At 42.6% G+C, this 5551-nt stretch carries 5 protein-coding genes and 3 pseudogenes; 4 read left to right on the forward strand and 4 right to left on the reverse strand.

Annotated features, from left to right (window positions below):
• A partial coding sequence (locus EWV60_RS05745; RefSeq protein ID WP_287231526.1) for a transposase occupies nt 1-312 on the forward strand: 312 nt, incomplete at its 5' end.
• A 6-nt stretch (nt 313-318) separates the two neighbouring features.
• Here the strand turns inward: EWV60_RS05745 and EWV60_RS05750 are convergent.
• From EWV60_RS05750 to EWV60_RS05765, 4 genes and pseudogenes are all read right to left on the reverse strand, one after another.
• Nucleotides 319-732 (reverse strand): jacalin-like lectin, encoded by a 414-nt coding sequence (locus EWV60_RS05750; RefSeq protein ID WP_287231533.1) that lies wholly within the window; start codon nt 730-732, stop codon nt 319-321.
• A 3-nt stretch (nt 733-735) separates the two neighbouring features.
• Nucleotides 736-2460, reverse strand: a complete 1725-nt coding sequence (locus EWV60_RS05755) for a LamG-like jellyroll fold domain-containing protein (protein WP_287231528.1) — start codon at nt 2458-2460, stop codon at nt 736-738.
• Between the two features lie 611 nt (nt 2461-3071).
• Nucleotides 3072-3428 (reverse strand): annotated as a pseudogene (locus EWV60_RS05760) (RNA-guided endonuclease InsQ/TnpB family protein); the annotation flags it as partial.
• Nucleotides 3413-3651, reverse strand: a pseudogene (locus EWV60_RS05765) (transposase); the annotation flags it as partial. The pseudogenes EWV60_RS05760 and EWV60_RS05765, both read right to left, overlap by 16 nt.
• Between EWV60_RS05765 and EWV60_RS05770 the strand changes: the two are divergent.
• From EWV60_RS05770 to EWV60_RS05780, 3 genes and pseudogenes are all read left to right on the forward strand, one after another.
• Nucleotides 3650-3805 (forward strand): annotated as a pseudogene (locus tag EWV60_RS05770) (IS30 family transposase); the annotation flags it as partial. The pseudogenes EWV60_RS05765 and EWV60_RS05770 overlap by 2 nt on opposite strands.
• A 44-nt stretch (nt 3806-3849) precedes the next feature.
• Nucleotides 3850-3993 (forward strand): hypothetical protein, encoded by a 144-nt coding sequence (locus EWV60_RS05775; protein ID WP_287231531.1) that lies wholly within the window; start codon nt 3850-3852, stop codon nt 3991-3993.
• 135 nt (nt 3994-4128) lie between these two features.
• Nucleotides 4129-5121, forward strand: coding sequence for an HMA2 domain-containing protein (locus EWV60_RS05780; RefSeq protein WP_002791267.1), 993 nt, complete (start codon nt 4129-4131; stop codon nt 5119-5121).
• Nucleotides 5122-5551 lie beyond the last annotated feature (430 nt).

Here is a 5551-nt window from a genome sequence, read left to right on the forward strand (position 1 = left end):
GAACATCCCTGCTTGGGAATAGCCTGGGAAATGAAAGAAGAAATTAGACAAATTTATCAAAGTAGTAGAACGTTCAGAGGTGCTGAGAGAAAATTGGAAAAATGGATAAGAATAGGCGGAATATTATATGAAAGTGGTGCCAGCATGATCCAGAAGCATTTGCAGGGTATTTGTAATTACTTTGAAAATCATACAACCAACGGATTAATTGAGGGAATGAATACCAAAATAAAGCTTATTAAAAGAATGAGTTATGGATTTACCAATTTTCAACATCTTCGACTTAAGCTATTTGCTTGCTTTAATTCATAACAAAAATTAACACACGAAAACCAGAAGAGCCTCCAGTTTTGCCAAAGTTGTAACAGTTTGGCAATAAATCCCCAAACGTACTAACAAATTTTGCCCTCCCCCATAAGAGCCAAAGAAGCCGATAATCTCCTGACCTTCTGGCGCTTCTAAGACGAAAGGGTCAACTTCTTGTTTTCCATGCTTTCCCCCAAAAACGGGTGATTTAACTCCCTTTTTGGTTTCAAATTGGATGGTGACAATTTCTTGCTTGGGACGTCCTGGTACTGACATTCCCCAAATGCCGCTTATTTTCGTGAGATAATCCCCTGCTGGTATGGAAAATTCTCCTTTTGTACCGCCGCGACCACCAACTAGGTCTGAAAGATAGGTTTCTCCCGGAATAGAAGCGGGATTTTCGTATTCAACCTGAAGTGCGTCAATTGCTCAACCTGCATTCACGAATACCTTTTTCAATTGTGATTGTGGAGCAGTATCTTTAGGAAGAATTTGAAAATCTGTGCCTGAGATTGAACCACCTGTCGGACCTAATTTTATCGGTTTAGATACTTGATCCGTATTGTCGCTAGGAACTGGTTCAGGGGTTGTAAATTTGGGTGGAACTGAACAAGTCACTGCTATAACTGAACCACTATTCGGGATCTCCTTCCAGTCACTGGTCAAGCTATCTCGGCTATAGAGGCGATTATTCGCCCCAACTCCAACTAACTCCCCATCCGGCATGACGGTGACACTAATAACCGCACCGCTATTAGGTACTTCCTTCCAGTCACTGATCAAGCTATCTCGGGTGTAGAGGCTTTTATTGGTTCCAACGCCGACTATTTTGCCATCTGGCATAACGATAGCACCAATGACCGCACCACTATTAGGTATCTCTTTCCAGTCACTGGTTAAAGTATCTCGGCTACACAGGAGATTATTTGTCCCAACACCAATTACTCCATAGTTAGCTGTTTCTGTCTTTTCAATCTTTATAGGAATTTCTCCAACATTTCCCTTGACACTTAAGGAATAAATACGATCAACTGAATCGGAAAATGCTGTAGCAGTAGCACCGGATGAGGTAAACAAAACTTTTCCGCTTAAGTTACCAAGAGGAGCAGTATTCTTATCATAACTGATAGAACCTGCTTGGGGATAATATATTCCCACAAAGTCACCTTGGTTGACTTTAATCGGTGTAGTAAGGGAAAATTCGTTTAAACCAATCACAGGAGTTTTTACCTCGCTTTTTCCCACAACTGACCAGGTATTTGCTTCCTTCCTATAAGTGATCAGTTGTACAGGTGATGTGTTTTCTGCCCAAATATTCCACCCAGTTATTTCACCATTGCCATTAATGGGTTTGTTGGTATCTACAAGATAATAATTAGTTCTTGTATCTGCAATTCCGTATTTACTGGGAGAATTACCCCCAGTGATCACATCAGGTTTTTTCCCTATTTCAGACTCCTTCGTGCCAGTTATGGGTAATTCAGATTTTCCCCAAGTAGCACCATTAATTGTGCCATTATTGCCATTACTTGTCTTATCTTTGGCGATATTTTCTGAACCTTCATTGAGGGGCCAATATCCCACTAATCCGGTTTCATTTCCCTTTAATCGCTGGGACATATTTTCTTTGATTTCTGATTCTGGTCGGGCAATGTTCCACACCCTCACTTCCGTCATTTGACCTTCAAAGTAACCATCATTAACCCAGTTACTCTTACCTATATAGTTTAAGGTTCGGTTCAGGTTGTCTGGAAGGCTTAATTGTTTACTTTGGATTAATTGACCATTTTTATATAGTTTGCCCATCCCTGATTTATCAATGGTAGCGGCTACATGAGTACACTTACCAATTTCCAAGGCATTTGGGGCTTCTATGAAGTGCTTTTCGTTGTTACAAAACAGATGGAGTCCCAGGGCGTTAGATTTGCCCACATTTCCCAAAACAATGCTATTTTTCTCGGCTCCATTGCCGAAATCAATAATTCTTGACCAAGAGCGAAAACTTTTGTGCTGCACCCAAGCTTCTACGGTAAATCCTTGCGAATAATCTGTATTAGCTGCGGGTAACTGCACATAATCGTCTATGCCATCAAATGCTAGGACAGATTCGATAGCATCCTTCTTGACACTCGTAGTATTTTCCGTTTGACTCATTGTCATTTATCTCCGTAACTAATGGCCAGTTTAAGTTTGAACCTCTTGCATAATTAATTTTTCAGGGTTCAAAGACGGGAAAAATAATGATTAAATGGCCTAAAGTCTGAAATAGCTATTTAACTGATTATTATTCATTCTTAATTCTCCTGACTACTGACTACTGGCTACTGACTCCGTTCGGCGGTTCGGCTGATCTCACCGTCGAAGCCTGATCTCACGGCCGAAGCCTAACCCTAACAACAATTTTTGATTTTTACAAGAGGTCTTTTGAACTCCACTGGCACTGTGCTGACTATAAAATACCTCATGGGGACTCAGATAGTCAAGGACTTTTTGCGGTCAATGTTTAACATAAGTCGTAATCGTTCAGATAGTTGAACTAAGTCGAGGTATCGCCACTCCGACTCGTCTTCAGAATGGAACGTGATAGTTTCTAATCATTGTGGTCATTGTCCTAAACATTTTCCAAACTTTTACCATTGGGTTCAATGGGAAAGGCAAAAGTAACCAACGCCCCAAAAAGAGAAGTGATAACTAAACCATTTGACGATCCCATCGCACTCATGCGAGAGATTCCCTGTTCATCCAGTTACCTTATCTATTAGGTTTTAACTTAATAGACAGTGGGTAGTCTGTCCGAGGGCTTGAATTTCTGTCCGCCCGACAGTATTTGCCCGTGCGAGAATGTTTATAGCGGCGTTTTTATCTCTATCCAAGACACACCCACAAGAACAAATATGTGTTCTTACAGATAATGTTTTCTTGACAGGATTGCCACAACTTGAATATTGTTGGCTAGTATATTGTGGATTTACCGCTATCACAAACTTCCCGTGTATTTTCCCACAATAGTCTAACCAATCGGTGAACATTGACCAGCTTGCATCTGAAATAGATTTAGCAAGCTTAGGATTTTTCACCATATTAGATACCTTCAAGTCCTCATAGACTACCAAAAAATCCGAAAGTTTCTCAAGCCATAGCCTCGCCGTTTTATTAGTTTAAGTTTATTGTTGATTTCCTCGACCCGACCTTCGTTGTCCTTCGCTCGAAATAAGCAATGATTTCTCCAAACCAGTTTCGGATTGTTTGGCAACTCTTGGTAAAAATACTAGACGATTTTGCCAACCATTCCGAGATGGATAGCAGTCCTTCTATCCTATTCTTTGAGGTTTCGTAAATCGTTTTTTCCAAGGGAACGAATTTGAAAATCGTTAAGCCAGAGGAGGTAGAAAGAGCCGTAAACTTAATTAACAATCGTCCTCGCAAATGCCTTGACTATCGTACCCCGAATGAGGTATTCTATGAATGCAAATCAGACAGTGATGCAATTCAGGCTTGAATTAGCCCAATTAAGGAGCTAGGGTGAAGAAAAATCCGATGATAATGGCTGTGATCACCTTTGCTGCGGGAGCCAGCACAATATTCGCCGCTATTGTCATTTTTGACATTGATTTTGTTAAATGGGCTAACTGTAGTGCGCCTTTTGCCGATCCCATTGATCGGCAATCAGCCATTTGCCGCAGATAATCCGGCGGCTCTTGACAACCCTTATATTATAAATACTGACATCTATCTCAGGGGGGGACTGCCTATCGAGCTAAGTGGGCAAGATTGAAACTGAGAATGTAATCTCCAAGCTAATAAATATTGGAATAGTGGAACATGGAAGTAACACTCGGCATCATCTTATCGGTACTTTCGGCAACTGCCACAGCCATCTGGACAGTTTGGACTTGGAGCGAGCAACAAGAGGAGGAAAAGACGCAGAAACGAAATCAGATTGCCGCTCTGTATATTAATCCCTTCCTGTTCGCCGCTCACGAATTGCAAGTCCGACTTGACGGCATCCTCAATCAGCAAGAGTTGGAATTTTTTAAAAGGGAATATCCCGAAGCCGATGAAATCGGTTCTCCCGAAGCCTTAGAACTACTCTATGTCCTGGTGAAATTCTTTGGCTGGTACTCGTACGTCTATCGATACGGTCCCTACACCAGAGACAAGAAGGCGATCGAACTGATTAGCAAAATTATCAAGACTTTTGCCAACCGCGAGGACTTTGCTGGAGACGCTTTCTATTTTTCCTTCTCAGAGCAGAGATCTCTGGGACAGACATTCGTTAAAGTCTTTGGGCAAGCCGAATCGATCTACCCTGAGTTGGAAGCTATCTCGCTCTATCAATTTGCCGCGGAACTGAGGGACGACATCCAAAAAGATCGCCCTATGTATCAGAATGTCATCAAAACGATCCAGGTCATCGACAGCGCCGAGCGGGTTGAGGAGCTAGAAGGATGCGATCGCCTAATTGCCGTACACAATGATTTGGTGGACCTGCTTAGTTATCTAGAAGCCCAAGAAGGCTTCTGTATCTCGCCCAAGGTACGCCAGAAAATTCGAGCGACTGCAAGCCTTCCCACAGATACCGAAATCATTCACGCTATTGCCGGGCGGGTGCGACTGCGGATTCCTCGCCTGCGCCAAGATCTCTCCTACGCCGAGCGGTTGCGTCAGTGCCTTCAGTCCCTAGCCGGCGTGCAAGAAATCCAAATCAATCCAGATGCTGCTTCAGTGGCGGTTAGCTACGCGCCCACCCTCTCAGAGGCAACATTTCAACAGAGACTTTTTCAAGCCATTGCCCAGTCAGGATCAGTCAATTAGACCTCTGGTAAAAATCAAAAATTGTTGTTATGGTTAGAAGTCAGTAGCCGGTCGTCAGGAGTCAGGATTCAGTATTCTCCGAGTCAGTATTCTCCGAGTCAGGAGATAGGAGATAGGAGATAGGAGATTATTTTATTTATTCTCCCCACACCCCACACCCCACACCCCACACCCCACGAAAAACTTTTTGCCGCAAACCCTAATTATGCAAGAGGTTGATTGTGAATGTCAGGTGAAGAACCTCGGTTTTACCAGGCGTTGCTGAATTAAGGTATGATTAGGCGAAATGGCGAGCATTCGGAGGAAAATAAGGTGGTGATTCGGTAGTAGTGATGGCGGCTTAATCCTTTGCTGTGCATTGTAGTCATGGATAAAATACCAAAGGGTTCCCCAACGTGATTCTCGATTTTTTTAGAGAAAGATAGACTCT

The organism is Microcystis sp. Msp_OC_L_20101000_S702 (genome assembly GCF_007095705.1).
Taxonomy (GTDB): Bacteria; Cyanobacteriota; Cyanobacteriia; order Cyanobacteriales; family Microcystaceae; genus Microcystis; species Microcystis ichthyoblabe_A.